Source organism: Klenkia sp. AC732, from assembly GCF_979256525.1.
In genome coordinates, this window is record NZ_CEEDOS010000002.1 from 95,376 (window position 1) to 110,694 (window position 15,319).

Consider the following 15,319-nt stretch of genomic DNA (forward strand, 5'->3'; position numbering starts at 1 on the left):
CTGCTGTGTGTCGTCACCCGCCGTCCACCTGCCGGACGGGCCCCGACTGGGTGGTCACCGGTCACAGCGGGTGGTCCCCGACGTGGCACCCGCGGTCGGCGCCGTCCTGGACGCGCTGCCCGCCCCCGCCGTCCTGCTCGACGCCGACGGCACGATCGTCCTGGTCAACGCCGCCTGGACCGAGCAGCTGCGGCACCGGCCCGGTCTCCCGGTCTCGGTGGGCGGGGACTACACCGAGGCCGTGCTCGCCGTCCGTGACGACCCCGACGTGCGTGACCTGCTCGCCGCGCTCGGCGAGCTGTCCTCCCGCGGCGGCCCGATGGTCTCCGTCGACGTCCCGCTCGCCCCGGGCCAGGCCGGCCGCTGGGTGCACGTCCAGGCCACCCGCGTCGACGACGCCGGCCGGCTCGTCGTCACCCACACCGACATCACCGCCCGGGTCGAGGCCGTCCGTGGCGCCGCCCGCGCCTCCCGGTACGACGACCTCACCGAGCTGCCCAACCGGGTGCACCTGCAGGAGCTCATCGACGACGAGCTGGCCGCCCCCGGTGGGCTCCCGGTCGCGGTGCTCTTCCTCGACGTCGACGGCTTCAAGGCCGTCAACGACAGCCTGGGCCACGACGCCGGCGACGAGCTGATCCGCGAGGTCGCCCTGCGGCTGGCCGCGCACACCCGCACCGAGGACACCGTCGGCCGGCTCGGCGGCGACGAGTTCGTCGTCCTGGGCCGCGGTTGCGACGAGGCCGACGCCGCCGCCCTCGCCCTGCGCTGCCAGGGCGCGTTCGCCGAGCCCTTCGCCGTGGACGGCCAGACCGTGCCGTTGACGGTGAGCATCGGCATCGCGGTCACCGACGGCTCCGGGGACGGCCGCGCCGGCGACCTCGTCCGGGACGCCGACCTCGCCATGTACGCGGCCAAGTCCGCCGGCCGCAACGCCGTCCGGCTGTTCTCCCCGGAGCTGCGGGTCGCCGCCCAGCGCCGGCTGTGGGTCGCCGGCGAGCTGCGCGAGGCCATCGCCACCGACCAGCTCGTCGTCCACTACCAACCGCTCATGCACCTGCGGACCCGCGCCGTCACCGGCGTCGAGGCCCTCGTCCGCTGGCAGCACCCCACGCGCGGTCTGCTGCCCCCCGGGGACTTCGTGCCCGTCGCCGAGGCCAACGGCCTGGTCGACGAGCTGACCCGCTGGGTGCTCGGCACCGTCGCGCGGGACGCCGCCGCCTGGGACGCCATGGGCCTGCCGCTCACCGCCGCGGTCAACATCAGCGCCACCCACATCGGCTCGGGCACCCTCGTCGCCGACGTCACCGCCGCGCTCACCGCCTCCGGGCTGCGGCCCGAACGGCTGGTCGTCGAGCTCACCGAGACCAGCGTCGCCGAGGACCCCGAGCGTGCCGCCGCCCAGTTCGCCGAGCTGCGGGTCTCGGGCATCGAGGTGTCCATCGACGACTTCGGCAGCGGGTTCTCCTGCCTCGGGCAGATCGTCTCCATGCCCGCCGGCATCCTCAAGATCGACCGCAGCCTGGTCGCCGGCGTCGCCGCCGCCGACCACAAGGAGGCCAGCCAGTCCGCGGCCGCCGTCGAGACCGTCGTCGGCCTGGCCCGGGCCTGCGGCATGCGCAGCGTCGCCGAGGGCATCGAGACCGAGGCCCAGCTGGCCCTCGTCGCGGCCCTGGGCTGCACCTACGGCCAGGGCTTCCACATCGCCCGGCCGATGCCCGCCGAGGACCTGCCCCGCTGGCTGGGCTCGCGCAGCCGCCGCCGCGCCGTCGTCCCCGGCTGAGCCCTGCAGCCCGGCTGGTCGGCTGACCAGCGGCTCAGCCCGGTTCGCCGCGGGCCTTGCGCCGGGCGACGACGCCGATGTCGATCAGCGCCACCAGGGCCAGCACCCACAGCGCGACCGCGAACACCGCGGGAACCGGCGTCCGCCACAGCAGGAACCCGCCCCCGGTGCAGACGACGAGGCCGAACAGGGCCAGCACCAGCCGCAGCGTGAGCGCGGACTGTGCAGGCGCGGCCCCGCCGATGCCCGCCGTCGGGTCGTGGTGGTCGGACCGGCCGCGCTCGACGCCGGCCCGGGTGCGCTGGGACTCCCGATCGCTCATGGCGACCCCCGGTACCCGGCGCCCCGGAGGACACGCGTCCTCCGGGGCCTCCGTGCTCGAGCCGGTGCTCAGGCCCGGCGGCGGGCCACCCGGGTCAGCCACGCCCCGCCGACGAGGGCGGCGCCGGCGACCAGGAGCAGGGTGAGCACCTCGACCGCCGGACCGGTGCGGGCCAGCAGCCCCGGCGCCGGCAGGGTGCCGGTGCCGGTCGACCCCGGCGGCGGGACGGCGACCACCGTGGTGGTCGAGGACAGGAAGCGGACCCCGCCGTCCAGGCCCGTGCACCCGCTGACGAGGACCCGCTGGCCGGGGGCGTCGCCCAGGGACACCGGGGTGCTGAAGACCCCCGAGGCGTCGGCCGTGGTCCGGGCCAGCTCGACGGCGCCCGGGTACAGCGCCACCGTGACGACCGCGCCCGGCGCGCACCCGTCCCCGCTGACCACGACGGGAGCCCCGCGCGGGGTCGTCGCGGCCAGTCCCAGCAGTGGGGCCGCTGCGGCCGGCGCCGTCGGCGGCAGGGTCACCGCGGCGGCCGCGGCCACCCGGATGGTGAGCTGCTGGGTGGCCGCGGGGGCCAGGCCGTTGCTGGCGCTGTAGGTGACGACCGTGGTGCCGTCCGTGGTCGGGACGCCGCTGAGCACAGCGGTGCCGTCACCGACGTCGGTCGACGTCAGGCCGGCCGGCAGCGTGGCGGGGTCGACCGTCACGGCGACCGGCCCGGCGGGGCGCCCCGCGCTGGTGGTCACGACGAAGCGGGCCGGGGACCCGGTGCTGAGGACGATCCGGTCGGTGCTGGTGAACGCGGGCGGCTCCAGCACGGTCAGCTCGAGCGGGGCGGTCGCCGGTGCCGCCGTGCCGCCGGGGGTGGCGGTGACGACGACGCGGTAGACCCCGCCGGACCCGGCACCGGGCGTGCCGCGCAGGGTCGCGGTGCCGTCCCCGGCGTCGACCAGGGCGAGGCCCGCCGGCAGGGCGGGGGTGCTGGTCGCCGTGAGGGCCGGGGGCGCCGGGAAGCCGCCGGACGTGCTGACGGCGACGGTCAGCGCGCTGCCCACGGCCACCGAGGCGGTCGCCGGCACGCTCAGGGTGGGGGACTCGTCGACCCGGACGGTCAGCGTCTGGGTCGTGGCCCCGGCGGAGCCGCCGGTGGTCCGGGCGGTCAGCGTGACCGTCGAGGTGCCCCCCGACCCGGCCGGCGGGGTACCGGTGAGCAGCGCGGACCCGTTGCCCTGGTCGGTCAGCGTGAGCCAGCCCGGCAGCGCCGCGCCGGTGACGGTCACCGGGGTGGGGTGCCCGCCGGTCGTGGCGACCAGGACCGTCCCGGCGGCGCCGGCGGTGAACGTGGCCGTGCTGCCCGAGGTGAACCGGGGCGACTCGTCGACGACGAGGGAGAAGCTCTGCGTCGTCTCCTGCCCTCGGTTGTTCGCGGCGGCCAGGCCGATCGTCAGCACGCCACCGGCGCCCACCGGCGGGGTGCCCGACAGGGTCGCCCGGCCACCGCCCTGCGGGGTCAGGGTGAGCCAGGAGGGCAGCGCCGTGGTGGCCCGCACGGTGGCCGCGGGGCTGCCGCTGACCTCCAGCGGGACCGAGCCGGCGGTGCCGACCCGCAGCGTGCCGGTGGCGGGGGTGACGAACGCCGGTGCGGTGCCCACCGAGACGGTGGCCGCCCGGGTGGTCGCGGTGTCCGCGGGGTTGGTGAACACGGCCCGGAACCGGACGCCGTCGTCGGCGAGGGCGAGGGTCACCGTCAGCGATGTCGAGGTCGCACCGGGCACGTCCGCGAAGGCCCCGCCCGGAGCGGCCCGCTGCCACTGCACGGTCGGCGTCGGGGAACCCGAGGCCGCGGCCGTCAGCGTGACGGGCCCGGGGGCGACCTCCTGGTCGGCGGGCTGGGTCGTGACGACCGGGGACCCCTGCACGGTGACCACCAGGTCCTGCACGGCGTCGGGGGCGAAGCCGTTGGTCGCGGTGAAGCGCAGGACGGACGTGCCGGCCGTGGTCGGCGTCCCGGACAGGGTGCGGCCGGCGCCGGTGCCCGAGAGCGTGAGGCCGGCCGGCAGCGTGCCCGACACCAGGGCCACCGAGGTGACGGCGGGGGCGGCGCTGGTGGTGACGGCGACGGTGGCCGGGGTGCCGGCCACCAGGGTCGCGGTGGCCGGGCTGGTGAAGGCCGGGCTGCGGTAGACGGTGAGCGTCAGGGTCGTGGTCGCGTCGGTGGTCCCGTTGGCCGCCTTCAGGAGGACCGGGTAGGTCCCCTCGGAGCCGGCGGCGGGCGTGCCGGACAGGGTGGCCGTGCCGTCGCCGGCGTCGCTGAGCAGGACGCCCGCGGGCAGCGTCGAGGCGGTGGTGATCGCCGGGGCCGGGTAGCCGGTGGTGGTGACGGCGACCGAGGCCGGGGTCGACACCGGCAGTGCGGCGGTCGTGGCGCCGGTGAAGGCGGGCGCACGCTGGACGACGACCGAGCCGGAGCCGGTACCGGCGTCCAGGGTGGCGGTGACGGGGCTGGGTCCCGACACCGTGCCGCTCTGGTAGCCGACCTCGGCGACCCCGGCGGCCAGCGGCACGACGCGGGGACCGGCCGAGCCGCCGACGGTGGCGTCGCCCGGCGGGTCGGCGAAGGTCACCGGGAGGCCGCTGAACGCGGTCAGGTCGGCGGGCGCCACCGCGGAGCCGCCGCTGTCGGTGGTCAGTGCCGCCCGCACCGTGCTGCTGGCGCCCGGGCCCTGGACCGTGGGCGGGGCCGCGGTGACGAGGAGGGTCAGCCGCGGGGTGACCGTGGCGGGACCGCGGACCGTGTCGCAGCCCGGGGTGCCCGGCCCGGTCGAGCAGCCCCACCAGTTGGAGGTCGCCACGACCGCGGCGTTGCTGGACAACGCCGAACCGTTCGCGGCGGTGTTGGCGGTGAAGCGGTTGAACCGCAGGTCGGCGGTGCCCCCGGCGACCGCGACGGCGCCCCCGGAACCCGCGGGCCCGGCGGCCTGGTTGCCGGTGAAGGTCGAGTGCCGCACCGACAGCTGGCCGCTCTGCGCCCAGATGGCAGCGCCGGTGCCGGCGCCCGCCGTGGCGTCGGCGGCGTTGTCGACGAAGCGCACCCCGTCCACCGTGGCGGTGCCGGCACCGCGGACGACGAGGGCGCCACCGTTGTCCAGGCCCGCCGTCGGGCTGGTGCTCCGGTTGGTGGAGAAGGTCCCGCCGGTGATCGTGAGCGCCTCACCGGGGGTGGCGCCGGTGGCCTCGTAGGCGACGCCGGAGCCGGCACTGGCCCCGGAGGTGTTGCCCGCGACGGTCGTCCGGGTCAGGGTCAGACGGCCGCCGATGAACTGGATGCCGCCGCCGGGGGCGTTGCTGCGGGTGGTCGAGCCGGTGTTGGCGCGGTTGTCCCGCACCACGGAGTCGACCAGGGTCAGCGAGTCCGCCTGCGCGGCGTCGACGGACCCGCCGAGCACCCCGGCCCCGCCGAACGTGTCGTCGGCGCCCTCGGCGAGGGTCAGGCCGGTCAGCGTGAGGGCGACCCCGCCGGTCGCCGAGGGGTCCATCACCACGACCCGGCTCAGGTACCCGGCGGTCACCACGGTCGAGGCGGCGCCCGCCCCGACGACCCGGACGTCCCGGCCCGGCGCCGTGCCCACGACGAGCGGCCCCGAGGTGAGGGAGTACGTCCCGGCGGGGACCGTGATGGTCACCTCGCCGCCGGTGTTGTCGGCCAGGCAGGTGGCCTCGCGCAGGCTCAGTGGCGAGGGCGCGGTGGTCGTCGCGGGGTTGCCGCAGGCGCCCGTCCCGGCCGGCACGTCGGCCGTCGTGCTGACCGTCAGGGCCGTCGCGGCGACCGCCGTCGAGGCCGGCAGCAGCACGAGCTGCCCGGCCACCGAGACCCCGGCGACGGCGAGCACCAGGGCCGAGCGGGCGGACCGACGGGACGAGCGGGACACGGTTCCTCCACCTCGTGCCGCCGCGGGTCGTGGCACGCAGGCCACCCTGCCGCGCGAGCCGGGACGACGTCCGGGACCACGCGGTGGAGACTCGACAGCGCGAGCACGGAGCCACGCCGACATCTGCCAAATGGCCGCGCAGCCCTGCCGCGGCTGGGCAGACTCCGCAGCTGACCGGCCCCGCCAGGGCCCGGCGTGCCCCGAGGAGTCGTCGTGGTCCTGGTCAGTCGCCGGCACGTCCTCGCTGGCGCCGGTGCCCTCGGCCTGGCCGGTGCCCTCGGGCCGCTCGTCGCTCCGGCTGCGCTCGCCGTCGACGCCTCCGCGGTGCGGGGGCCGCTCCCGGTGCCCGGGCGCTCGGCCTACCTCGGCGTCGTCGGTGCGGTGTTCACGGCCGTGACCGGGGACGCCGTCGCGCACGAGCTGCGTCTGCGCGCCGTGCTGGACCCCACCACCGTCCCGGCCGACCCCGAGTCCGCCTTCACCCTGGCCCTGGAGGACCTCGGTGCCGGCACCCGCCCGCTGCAGGAGGGCATCGTCGAGCTCGCCACCCCGGGCGTCGGGACGGCGGTGCTCTTCCTCTCCCCGGTGGGTGCAGTCGGCGAGCGCGAGCTGCACGCCGTGGTGCGGCGGGGTGCCTGAGGTGGTCGACGTCCGGCCGGCGGGACCCGGCGACGAGGAGTTCCTCCGCGACCTGTCGGCCGCGGTGCTGGCCGAGCAGTGGGCGCCGGCCGGGCTGCCGGACGCCGTCGCGCGGCCGTTGGCCGAGCAGCAGGTCCGCGCCCGGGACGGGCAGTACCGGGCGTCCTTCCCGGTGTCCACCGACCACGTGCTGCTGAGCGGGGGCCGCCGCGTCGGCCGCTGCTGGACGGCGGTCACCGGCGACGCACTGCACGTGCTCGACGTCGCGGTGGCCACCGCCGACCGCCGCCGCGGCGTGGCGACGGCGGCACTGTGCGTCGTGCTCGCCGAGGCGCAGGTCCTCGGCGTCCCGGTCACGCTCAGCGTCTGGGCCGACGACCCCGCCGCGGGCCGGCTGTACGCGGGGCTGGGGTTCCGGCCCGTGCCCGGGTCCGCCGGCGCGGACGGGCGCCTGCAGCTGCGCCACGACGGGCCGGTGCCGGCATGCACCCGGTGACCGTGGCGGACTGGTCGTCGCTGACCGGTCTGGACGTCGACATGGTCGACGAGGCGGGCGTGGGGTCGACGGCGCGGTTGGTGTCCTGCCGCCCCTCGGGTCCCGACGCTTTCACCCTGGTCTTCTCCGGGGGACTGGCCTCCGACACCGCACAGGGCACCCGCCTGGTGTCCGGTCCCGGCCTGGCGCCCACGCCGGTCTTCCTGGTGCCGCACCCCGGCAGCGACGGCATCGAGCTGCAGGCGGTCTTCACCCGCCTGCCGAGCAGAGACGAGCACTGATGTCCCAGCCCTACATCGGGGAGATCCGGTTGTTCGCGGGCAACTTCGCACCCGTGGGGTGGTCGTTCTGCGACGGCAGCCTGCTGTCGATCGCCGACGCCGACACCCTCTTCGCGCTGATCGGCACCACCTACGGGGGTGACGGGCAGGAGACCTTCGCCCTGCCGGACATGCGGGGTCGCATGCCGCTGCACAGGAGCCAGCAGAGCCAGCAGAGCCAGCTCGGCGTCGCGTCGGGCGTCGAGTCGGTGACGCTCACCGCGGCGCAGCTCCCGCAGCACACCCACCAGGCCATGGGCTCCGCGGCGGCCGCGACGGCGACGTCGCCCGAGGGGGGTGTCTGGGCCACCTGGGCCGACCAGCAGTACTCCTCGGGGGTGCCGGACGTGGTCCTGGCCGGCGCGGCCCTGGCGCCGGCCGGTGCGGGCCAGCCGCACGAGAACATGTCGCCCTTCGTCGCGATCCACCACATCATCTCGCTGTTCGGCATCTTCCCGAGTCCGACGTGAGCGAGCCCTTCCTCGCCGAGATCCGGATGGTCTCCTTCGACTCCCCGCCCAGGGGCTGGGCCTCCTGCAACGGCCAGCTGCTGCCGATCAACCAGAACCAGGCGCTGTTCGCCCTGCTGGGCACCACCTACGGCGGGAACGGCGTCACCACCTTCGCGTTGCCGGACATGCGCGACCGCATCCCCGTCCACACAGCGGAGGACCTGCCGCCCGGCCAGCGAGGCGGGCTGCCGACGGTGACCCTGTCGCTGAGCGAGGTCCCCCTGCACACTCACCAGGCACTGGCCCGGCGGACCGCCGACAGCACCACCGCCGGGGGCTCGACCTGGGCCTCGGCGCCCGCGCCCGCCTACGGCCCGCCTGCGTCGTCGGTGCCGATGGCGACCTCGGCCGTCGAGCCCGTGGGCGGCGCCGTCCAACCGCACGAGAACCGCCCGCCGACGCTCGTCGTGCACTTCGTCATCGCCCTCCAGGGCATCTTCCCGAGCAGGAACTGACCATGACCGACCCGTTCGTCGCCGAGATCCGGCTCTTCCCGTTCGCCTTCGCTCCCACGGGCTGGGCGCTGTGCAACGGCCAGGTGCTGCCCATCTCCCAGAACACCGCGCTGTTCTCCCTGCTCGGCACCGTCTACGGGGGGGACGGGAGGTCCACGTTCGCGCTGCCCGACCTCCGCGGGGCCACCCCCCTCGGGCCCGGCCAGGGTCCCGGGCTCAGTCTGCGCACGCAGGGGGAGACGGGCGGCCAGGCGACGGTCGCCCTGACCCCCGGCGAGATGCCCGCACACACCCACACGGTCCGCGGTGCGTCGGGTCTCGGGGACCAGAACTCGCCGCAGAACGCGGTCTGGGGCAGCGCGGCCTGGGGACGTCGGCGCGACCGCACCTACGCCACCGGGGCTCCCGACGTCCCGATGCACCCCGCGGCACTCGCCCCCGCCGGGGGCGGTCTGCCGCACACCAACATGCCGCCGTACCTGGTGGTCACCTTCTGCATCGCGCTGCAGGGGGTCTTCCCGCAGCGTCCGTGAGGCGGTGCCCGGCACGCCCGGGCACCGGCCTTGCCCCTGACCACTACCGTGGTCAGACGTGGCTGCCGACTTCTCCTCCCGCCTGGACGCACTCGACGGGACCCTGAAGTCCATCGAGGCCGTCCTCAAGCTCGACGACCTGCGCGACGAGATCCGCGACCTGGAGCAGCAGTCGGCCGCCCCCGACCTGTGGGACGACGTCGAGAGCGCCCAGAAGCTGACCTCCCGGCTGTCCTACCTGCAGGGCGACCTCCGCCGGGTCGAGGACCTGCGCTCGCGCATCGACGACGTCGGCGTGCTGTGGGAGATGGCCGCCGAGGAGGACGACGAGGCCACCCGCGCGGAGGCCGAGCGCGAGGTCGAGGCGTTGCACAAGACCATCGAGGAGCTCGAGGTCCGCACCCTGCTGTCGGGGGAGTACGACTCCCGCGAGGCGCTGGTGACGATCCGCTCGGAGGCCGGGGGCATCGACGCCGCGGACTTCGCCGAGATGCTGCTGCGCATGTACCTGCGCTGGGCCGAGCGCAAGGGCTACCCGACCGAGCTCTACGACACCTCCTACGCCGAGGAGGCCGGCATCAAGTCGGCCACCTTCGCCGTCAAGCAGCCCTACGCCTACGGCACGCTGTCGGTCGAGCAGGGCACGCACCGGCTGGTGCGCATCTCGCCCTTCGACAACCAGGGCCGCCGGCAGACCTCCTTCGCCGGCGTCGAGGTGCTGCCCGTGGTCGACCAGACCGACCACGTGGAGATCCCCGAGAACGAGATCCGGGTCGACGTCTTCCGCTCCTCGGGTCCCGGTGGCCAGTCGGTCAACACCACCGACTCCGCCGTCCGGATGACCCACATCCCCACCGGCATCGTCGTGTCCTGCCAGAACGAGAAGTCCCAGATCCAGAACCGGGCCGCCGCGCTCAAGGTCCTGCAGGCCCGCCTGCTCGTCGTGCGCCAGCGCGAGGAGAAGGCCGAGATGGACGCCCTCAAGGGCGAGGGCAGCAGCTGGGGCAACCAGATGCGCTCCTACGTGCTGCACCCCTACCAGATGGTCAAGGACCTGCGGACCGAGGTGGAGTCGGGCAACCCGAGCACCGTCCTGGACGGCGACCTGGACCCCTTCATCGAGGCCGGGATCCGCTGGCGCAAGCAGCAGGAGCAGGAGGCCGCCGAGGCGGTCTAACCGCCCCGGACGCGCCCGGACCCTGGGAGCGGCCTGGTCGGCGCGTCGTCCCGGCGGGGTCGGTGAGCGCTCACGGAAGTGTCCCGGCGCGCCGCCGCAACGGGACATCATGGGACGCCGGACGGGTAGCGTGGCGCCTCGTGATCGAATTGCAACACGTCACCAAGCTGTATCCGACGAGCCCTCGGCCGGCGCTGGACGACGTCTCCATGGAGATCGAGAAGGGCGAGTTCGTCTTCCTCATCGGGTCCTCGGGCAGCGGGAAGTCGACCTTCCTGCGCCTCCTGCTGAAGGAGGACGACCCCACCAAGGGCACGATCAAGGTCAACGACAAGACCCTGAACACGATGAGCAAGTGGCAGGTGCCCAAGCTGCGCCGCACGATGGGCTGCGTCTTCCAGGACTTCCGGCTGCTGCGCAACCGCACGGTCGCGGAGAACGTCGCGTTCGCCCTCGAGGTGATCAACAAGCCACAGAAGACCATCAAGCGCGTCGTCCCCGAGGTGCTGGAGATGGTCGGCCTGGAGGGCAAGGCCGAGCGCCTGCCCACCGAGCTCTCCGGTGGCGAGCAGCAGCGCGTCGCGATCGCCCGGGCCTTCGTGAACCGGCCGCTGGTGCTGCTGGCCGACGAGCCCACCGGCAACCTGGACCCCGAGACCAGCCAGGGCATCATGCTGCTGCTGGAGCGGATCAACCGCACCGGGACCACCGTGGTGATGGCCACGCACGACTACCACATCGTCGACTCGATGCGGCGCCGCGTGATCGAGCTCAACGACGGCACCGTGACCCGCGACCAGTCGCGCGGCGTCTACGGCGTCGGTCGCTGACGCCGGCCCCGACCAGGAACGACTGAGGAACACATGCGCGTCAACTTCGTCCTCTCCGAGGTGGCCACCGGGCTGCGTCGGAACCTGACCATGACGGTCGCCATGATCCTGACGACCGGCATCTCGCTGGCTCTCATGGGGACCGGGCTGGTCATCGCCAACATGATCAGCGACATGCGCGCGATCTACTACGACAAGGTCCAGGTCTCGATCTTCCTGGCCGACGACGTCACCGAGGAGCAGCGGCAGACCATCTCCGACGAGCTCGCCGGCTCACCGGAGGTCGCCGACTTCATCTACGAGTCCAAGGCCGAGGCCTACCAGCGCTTCACCGAGCAGTTCAGCCAGCAGCCCGCCCTGGTCGAGAACACCGACCCCGACGCGCTGCCCGAGAGCTTCCGGGTCGAGCTGGTCAACCCCGAGCGCTACTCGGTCATCGCCCAGGAGTTCCCGAACGGGGAGAACGGCGTGGACCAGGTCCGCGACGAGGGCGACTTCCTCGACCGGCTGTTCAGCCTGCTCAACGGCGCGCGCAACGCCACCATCGCGGTGGCCGTCGTCCAGGCGCTGGCCGCGTTGCTGCTGATCTCCAACACGATCCAGCTCGCGGCCTTCAACCGGCGCAACGAGACCAACATCATGAGACTCGTCGGGGCCTCCCGCTGGTACACCCAGCTGCCCTTCATCCTGGAGGCCGCCCTCGCCGGCCTGCTCGGTGGGCTGCTGGCCACGGTGGGCCTGGTGCTGACCAAGGTGCTCTTCATCGACCGCACCCTGGCCGGGCCGATCCGCGCGGGCATCATCCCGCCGGTCGACTGGGGCGTGATCGCCACGATCAGCCCGGTCATCACCGGCGCCGGCATGCTGCTGGCCGCGATCGCGGCCTACGTGACCCTGCGGTTGTACGTCCGGCTCTGACCGACGCCGCCGCACGACGGCCACCCTCCCCGCCCGGGGCGGGTGGCCGTCGTCGTCCGTGCCGGGAACCGGGTGGCGCGCCGCCGGTAGCCTGGTGGCATGCCGCGTGAACAGGGGCGGAAGTTCATCGCCCAGAACAAGAAGGCGCGGCACGACTACTCGATCCTCGACACCTTCGAGGTCGGCCTGGTGCTGACCGGGACCGAGGTCAAGAGCCTGCGGATGGGTCGTGCCTCGCTCGTCGACGGGTTCGCCATGGTCGAGGGCGGTGAGGTCTGGCTGCACCACGTGCACATCCCGGAGTACACCGAGGGCACCTGGACCAACCACACCCCGCGCCGCAAGCGGAAGATCCTCATGCACCGGTCGGAGATCGAGAAGCTGATCGGCAAGACCAAGGAGGGCGGGCTCACGCTCGTCCCGCTGGACCTGTACTTCAAGGACGGCCGCGCCAAGGCCACCCTCGCCCTGGCCAAGGGCAAGAAGAGCTACGACAAGCGCCAGGACCTCGCGGAGAAGGACAGCCGCCGGGAGATGGAACGCGCGTTCGGGCAGTACGTGAAGAGGGGTGGACGGCGATGAGGGGGATCTCCTACGACCGCTTCGGCGGCGTCGAGGTGCTGCTGCTGCGCGAGGACCTGCCGACCCCGCCGGTCGGGCCGGACGTCGTCCTGGTCCGGGTGCACGCCGCCGGGGTCAACCCGGTCGACGTCGGCATCCGCTCCGGCGGGCTCGCCGAGCTCTTCCCGCACCACTTCCCGATCGTGCCCGGCTGGGACGTCTCCGGGACCGTCGAGCAGGTCGGTCCCGCCGTCACGGCGTTCGCCGTCGGCGACGAGGTCTTCGGCTACGTCCGCCGGGACGACGTCGGGCTGGGCACCTGCGCCGAGCTGGTCGCCGCCCCGCAGCGCTGCCTGGCCCACAAGCCCGAGTCGCTGTCCTTCGCCGAGGCCGGCGCGCTGCCGCTGGCCGGGCTGACCGCCTACCAGGCGCTCACCGAGGCCCTCGACGTCGGCGAGGGCGACCGGGTGCTGGTGCACCGGGCCGCCGGCGGCGTCGGGTTCAACGCGGTGCAGATCGCCGTCGCGCTGGGCGCGCACGTCATCGGCACCGCCTCGCCCAAGAACCACGGGTTCCTCCGCGAGGCCGGCTGCGCCGAGGTCTTCGACTACTCCGCCGGGCCGATGAGCGGGCAGCTGACCGAGCCCGTCGACGCCGTCCTGGACCTGGTGGGCGGGCCGGTGCTGGCCGACGCACCGGACCAGGTGCGCGACCGGTCCCGGATCGCCTCGGTCGTCGACCCCGCCGTCAACGACCTCGGCGGCCGCTACGTGTTCGTCCGGCCCGACGCCCACGACCTCGAGGAGCTGGCCCGCCTCGCCGACGACGGTCAGCTGCGGGTGCCGATCGCCAAGGCGTTCCCGCTGGAGCGCACCGGGGAGGCGCACGAGCTGGTCGCCGCCGGGCACGTGCGCGGCAAGGTCGTCGTCACCCTGCGCTGAGGGGGTCGGTCGACCTAGGGTCGGCGGGGTGCTGACCCCGCCCGCCGACGACGTCGACGTCCCCCGCTGGTGGACCGAGCTGGGCGTGCCCGGCCTGGTCGACGTGCACGTGCACTTCCTCCCGCCGCGCGTGCAGGAGAAGGTGTGGGGCTACTTCGACCAGGCGCAGACCCACTACGGCGCGCCCTGGCCGATCACCTACCGGGGCTCGGTGGAGGAGCGGCTGGCGCAGCTGGAGCGGCTCGGCGTCGCGGCGTTCACCACGCTGCCCTACCCGCACAAGCCGGGCATGGCCGCCTGGCTGAACGACTGGTCGGCCGACTTCGCCCGGGCCCACCCCCGCGCCCTGCGGTCGGCGACCTTCTTCCCGGAGCCCGAGGCCGCGCGCTACGTCGCGCAGGCCCTCGAGGGCGGCACCCGGGCGTTCAAGGTGCACGTCCAGGTCGGCTCCTTCGACCCCAGGCACGAGCTGCTGGACGCCGTCTGGGCGCAGCTGGAGTCCGCCGGCACGCCGGTCGTCATCCACTGCGGTTCCGGCCCGCTGGCCGGGGAGCACACCGGCCCGACGCCGATGGCCGGGCTGCTGGAGCGGCACCCCGGGCTGCAGCTGGTCATCGCGCACCTGGGCATGCCCGAGTACGCCGACTTCCTCGACCTGGCCGAGCGGTACGAGGGCGTCCACCTGGACACCACCATGTTCGCGACCGACTTCACCGAGCGGCTGATGCCCTTCGACCGCTCGCTGCTGCCCCGGCTGGGTGCGTTGCGGGACAAGGTGCTGCTGGGCAGCGACTTCCCCGCCATCCCCTACCCCTACGCCCACCAGCTGGCCGCACTGCAGCGCCTGGAGCTGGGGGAGGGCTGGCTGCGGGCCGTCGTCTGGGGGAACGGGGCGCGGCTGTTCGGCCTGGGGAACTAGCCTCGGGACCCGTGATCTTCCCCGCCGGCCTCACCACCGCCCCGCTCACGCGCGACGACCTGCCCGCCGTCACGGCCCTCTACGCCGCCGCCGAGCGGGTCGACGCCACCGGTGAGCACATGGGGGAGGAGGACTTCGCCGAGTACTGGTTCGCACCCTTCGCCGAGCCCGCGGACACCCTCGCCGTGCGGGAGGGCGACACCCTCGTCGCCGTCGGGACGGCGATCGCCCCGCCCACCTTCCGGGACGCCTACGGCGTGCACCTGGACGGGCGGGTGCACCCCGACCACCGCGGCCGCGGGATCGGCCGCGCGCTGCTGGCGTGGCAGCTGGAACGCGGCGCCCAGGTGCACGCCGACCGCCACCCGGAGGCACCGGCCCGGCTGACCGTGCTGGCCCAGGACTCCGTCGCCGGCCTCACCCCGCTGCTGCGCCGGGCCGGGTTGGAGCCGGTCCGCTGGTTCCAGCAGATGACCCGCCCGCTCACCGACCTGCCGCCGGCCCGCACGGTGGACGGCGTCGAGCTCACCGCCTTCGACTGGGCCCGCGACGAGCAGGTCCGGCACGCCCACAACGCCGCGTTCACCGAGCACTACGGCTCCAGCGAGCGGGACCGGACCTCGTGGGAGGCCATGTTCACCGGCCGGGCCGCGTTCCGTCCGGACCTCACCGCCCTCGCCGTCCTCGACGACGAGGTCGTGGCCTACGTGCTGGCCTACGTGCACGAGGCCGACACCGCGGCCACCGGCCGGACCGACGCCTACTACGGGCAGATCGGCGTCGTCCCCACCGCCCGGGGGCGCGGACTGGCCAAGGCGGTCATCGTCGCGGCGCTGCGGGCCGCGGCCGCGGCCGGCTGCGACTCGGCGTCCCTGGAGGTCGACACCGACAACGTGACCCAGGCACTGGGGCTCTACGAGTCGCTGGGGTTCGCCACGAAGCACACCCAGGTGTCCTGGTCCCGGCAGCTGCCCGCCCGCTGAG

16 protein-coding genes are annotated in these 15,319 nt (G+C 74.5%); 14 read left to right on the forward strand and 2 right to left on the reverse strand.

All coding sequences use genetic code 11. The features are described from left to right. Positions 1-82 precede the first annotated feature (82 nt). Positions 83-1,783 (forward strand): putative bifunctional diguanylate cyclase/phosphodiesterase, encoded by a 1,701-nt coding sequence (locus tag AC0IVP_RS01460; protein WP_235564624.1) that lies wholly within the window; start codon positions 83-85, stop codon positions 1,781-1,783. A gap of 34 nt (positions 1,784-1,817) precedes the next feature. Here AC0IVP_RS01460 and AC0IVP_RS01465 read toward each other — a convergent pair whose 3' ends face one another. Next, positions 1,818-2,105, reverse strand: coding sequence for a DUF6343 family protein (locus AC0IVP_RS01465; protein ID WP_471754068.1), 288 nt, complete (start codon positions 2,103-2,105; stop codon positions 1,818-1,820). 68 nt (positions 2,106-2,173) lie between these two features. Further along, positions 2,174-6,034 (reverse strand): beta strand repeat-containing protein, encoded by a 3,861-nt coding sequence (locus tag AC0IVP_RS01470; protein WP_471754070.1) that lies wholly within the window; start codon positions 6,032-6,034, stop codon positions 2,174-2,176. A 213-nt stretch (positions 6,035-6,247) separates the two neighbouring features. Between AC0IVP_RS01470 and AC0IVP_RS01475 the strand changes: the two genes are divergently transcribed. From AC0IVP_RS01475 to AC0IVP_RS01535, 13 genes are all read left to right on the forward strand, one after another. Then, the gene (locus AC0IVP_RS01475) at positions 6,248-6,673 is read left to right on the forward strand and encodes a DUF6916 family protein (protein ID WP_056292297.1); all 426 of its coding nucleotides are present in this window, start codon (positions 6,248-6,250) and stop codon (positions 6,671-6,673) included. After that, positions 6,666-7,169 (forward strand): GNAT family N-acetyltransferase, encoded by a 504-nt coding sequence (locus tag AC0IVP_RS01480; RefSeq protein ID WP_157519177.1) that lies wholly within the window; start codon positions 6,666-6,668, stop codon positions 7,167-7,169. The genes AC0IVP_RS01475 and AC0IVP_RS01480 overlap by 8 nt, the downstream gene beginning before the upstream one ends. After that, a complete protein-coding gene (locus AC0IVP_RS01485; protein WP_471754072.1) occupies positions 7,157-7,450 on the forward strand; it encodes a DUF6916 family protein in 294 nt (97 codons plus the stop codon). The genes AC0IVP_RS01480 and AC0IVP_RS01485 overlap by 13 nt, the downstream gene beginning before the upstream one ends. Next, entirely contained in the window at positions 7,450-7,959 is a 510-nt protein-coding gene (locus AC0IVP_RS01490) for a phage tail protein (protein WP_471754074.1), read from the forward strand. Before AC0IVP_RS01485 ends, AC0IVP_RS01490 begins: the two co-directional genes overlap by 1 nt. Then, positions 7,956-8,456 (forward strand): phage tail protein, encoded by a 501-nt coding sequence (locus tag AC0IVP_RS01495; RefSeq protein ID WP_471754076.1) that lies wholly within the window; start codon positions 7,956-7,958, stop codon positions 8,454-8,456. The genes AC0IVP_RS01490 and AC0IVP_RS01495 overlap by 4 nt, the downstream gene beginning before the upstream one ends. Positions 8,457-8,458: 2 nt before the next feature. Continuing rightward, complete coding sequence (locus AC0IVP_RS01500) at positions 8,459-8,989, forward strand: phage tail protein (RefSeq protein WP_471754078.1); 531 nt, start codon at positions 8,459-8,461, stop codon at positions 8,987-8,989. Between the two features lie 58 nt (positions 8,990-9,047). Beyond that, positions 9,048-10,166 carry a peptide chain release factor 2 gene (gene prfB, locus AC0IVP_RS01505; protein WP_082556701.1) on the forward strand — a complete coding sequence of 373 codons (1,119 nt, stop codon included), beginning with the start codon at positions 9,048-9,050 and terminating at the stop codon, positions 10,164-10,166. Between the two features lie 140 nt (positions 10,167-10,306). After that, a complete protein-coding gene (ftsE, locus tag AC0IVP_RS01510) occupies positions 10,307-10,996 on the forward strand; it encodes a cell division ATP-binding protein FtsE (RefSeq protein ID WP_056292318.1) in 690 nt (229 codons plus the stop codon). Between the two features lie 33 nt (positions 10,997-11,029). Then, a complete protein-coding gene (gene ftsX, locus AC0IVP_RS01515; protein ID WP_471754080.1) occupies positions 11,030-11,914 on the forward strand; it encodes a permease-like cell division protein FtsX in 885 nt (294 codons plus the stop codon). 99 nt (positions 11,915-12,013) lie between these two features. Beyond that, positions 12,014-12,496: an SsrA-binding protein SmpB gene (smpB, locus tag AC0IVP_RS01520; RefSeq protein ID WP_056292324.1), complete on the forward strand. Its 483-nt coding sequence runs from the start codon at positions 12,014-12,016 to the stop codon at positions 12,494-12,496. After that, a complete protein-coding gene (locus AC0IVP_RS01525) occupies positions 12,493-13,416 on the forward strand; it encodes an NADP-dependent oxidoreductase (protein WP_471754082.1) in 924 nt (307 codons plus the stop codon). Before smpB ends, AC0IVP_RS01525 begins: the two co-directional genes overlap by 4 nt. A 28-nt stretch (positions 13,417-13,444) precedes the next feature. Next, the gene (locus tag AC0IVP_RS01530; RefSeq protein ID WP_471754084.1) at positions 13,445-14,335 is read left to right on the forward strand and encodes an amidohydrolase family protein; all 891 of its coding nucleotides are present in this window, start codon (positions 13,445-13,447) and stop codon (positions 14,333-14,335) included. Positions 14,336-14,346: 11 nt separating this feature from the next. Next, entirely contained in the window at positions 14,347-15,318 is a 972-nt protein-coding gene (locus tag AC0IVP_RS01535) for a GNAT family N-acetyltransferase (protein WP_471754086.1), read from the forward strand. Position 15,319: the final 1 nt, after the last annotated feature.

Coding starts and splice junctions, on each gene's coding strand:
- AC0IVP_RS01465 (WP_471754068.1), bottom strand. CDS start 2,105: ATGAGCGATCGGGAGTCCCAGCGCACCCGGGCCGGCGTCGAGCGCGGC.
- AC0IVP_RS01485 (WP_471754072.1), top strand. CDS start 7,157: ATGCACCCGGTGACCGTGGCGGACTGGTCGTCGCTGACCGGTCTGGAC.
- AC0IVP_RS01490 (WP_471754074.1), top strand. CDS start 7,450: ATGTCCCAGCCCTACATCGGGGAGATCCGGTTGTTCGCGGGCAACTTC.
- AC0IVP_RS01500 (WP_471754078.1), top strand. CDS start 8,459: ATGACCGACCCGTTCGTCGCCGAGATCCGGCTCTTCCCGTTCGCCTTC.
- ftsX (WP_471754080.1), top strand. CDS start 11,030: ATGCGCGTCAACTTCGTCCTCTCCGAGGTGGCCACCGGGCTGCGTCGG.
- smpB (WP_056292324.1), top strand. CDS start 12,014: ATGCCGCGTGAACAGGGGCGGAAGTTCATCGCCCAGAACAAGAAGGCG.
- AC0IVP_RS01525 (WP_471754082.1), top strand. CDS start 12,493: ATGAGGGGGATCTCCTACGACCGCTTCGGCGGCGTCGAGGTGCTGCTG.